The 1,488-nt window shown below is 65.2% G+C and carries 1 protein-coding gene; it reads left to right on the plus strand.

Annotated features, from left to right (window positions below):
* Positions 1-135: 135 nt before the first annotated feature.
* On the plus strand, positions 136-1,455 hold the full coding sequence (locus ACXMYJ_RS29070) for an IS256 family transposase (protein ID WP_212812938.1): 1,320 nt from the start codon (positions 136-138) through the stop codon (positions 1,453-1,455).
* Positions 1,456-1,488 lie beyond the last annotated feature (33 nt).

A 1,488-nucleotide genomic window follows, 5' to 3' on the forward strand; every position in this document is an offset into this window, starting at 1 on the left:
GAGCAATGATCAGAACCTGTGGATGAGCCTCGGTGTGGGGGCGTGAAAGTGGGCGCACCTTCCCGAGGATGATCTGAATATCCGAAGGTCCGATCATGAGCCGGCGTTGGCGCGCTGGTTCGGGAAGGTACGCCCATGCTCACCGTAGTTCACGATGCCGCCGAGGCCAACGAAAGTGCCGGCGGTGCTGGTCGGTCGTTGTTGGACGAGATCGTTCGTGACGGCGCCCGGCAGATGCTGGCCGCGGCGCTGCAGGCCGAGGTTGCGGCCTACGTAGCGCAGTTCGCCGACCAGCTCGATGAGGACGGCCATCGGTTGGTGGTCCGCAACGGCTACCACCAACCGCGTGAGGTGCTGACCGCAGCCGGCGCGGTCGAGGTGAAGGCACCGCGGGTCAACGACCGCCGGGTTGACCCCGATACCGGTGTCCGGCAGCGGTTCTCCTCGGCGATCCTGCCCGCCTGGGCACGCAAGTCCCCGCAGATCAGCGAGGTGCTGCCGCTGCTGTACCTGCATGGGCTGTCCAGCGGCGACTTCGGGCCGGCACTCGAGCAGTTCCTCGGCTCGGGTGCGGGGTTGTCGGCGTCGACGATCACCCGGCTGACCGCGCAGTGGCAGGACGAAGCCGCCACGTTCGGGCGCCGGGATCTGTCCGGCACCGACTACGTCTACCTGTGGGTCGACGGCATCCACCTCAAGGTCCGCCTGGAGCAGACCAAGCTGTGCCTGCTGGTGATGATCGGCGTGCGTGCTGATGGTCGCAAGGAGCTGGTCGCGATCACCGATGGGTATCGGGAGTCCACCGAGTCGTGGGCCGACCTGCTGCGTGACTGCAAACGCCGCGGGATGACCGCGCCGGTGCTGGCCGTCGGCGATGGTGCCCTTGGGTTCTGGAGGGCGGTCCGCGAAGTCTTCCCGGCCACCCGTGAGCAGCGCTGCTGGTTCCACAAGCAGGCCAATGTGCTTGCCGCACTGCCGAAGTCGGCACACCCGTCGGCGTTGGCGGCGCTCAAAGACATCTACAACGCCGAGGATATCGACAAGGCTCAGCTGGCGGTCAAGGCCTTCGAGGTCGACTTCGGTGCCAAGTATCCCAAGGCGGTCGCCAAGATCGTCGACGATCTCGATGTCCTGCTGGAGTTCTACAAGTACCCGGCCGAGCATTGGATCCATTTGAGGACGACAAATCCTATCGAAAGCACTTTCGCCACGGTGCGACTTCGAACCAAGGTCACCAAGGGGCCGGGATCACGCACGGCCGGGATTGCCATGGCCTACAAGCTGATCGACGCCGCACAGGCCCGCTGGCGGGCCGTCAACGCCCCGCACCTGGTCGCCCTGGTCCGCGCCGGCGCGGTCTTCCACAAAGGCAAGCTACTCGAACGACCCACCGACATCACCCCACCAACACCGCCTTCAAACGGTGACGAGAGCACCGGAACGGAGGTCGCCTGAAACACCCCGATCCACAGGTATTGACAATTTCTC

The organism is Mycobacterium sp. ZZG (assembly GCF_054786995.1).

Coding starts and splice junctions, on each gene's coding strand:
- ACXMYJ_RS29070 (WP_212812938.1), top strand. CDS start 136: ATGCTCACCGTAGTTCACGATGCCGCCGAGGCCAACGAAAGTGCCGGC.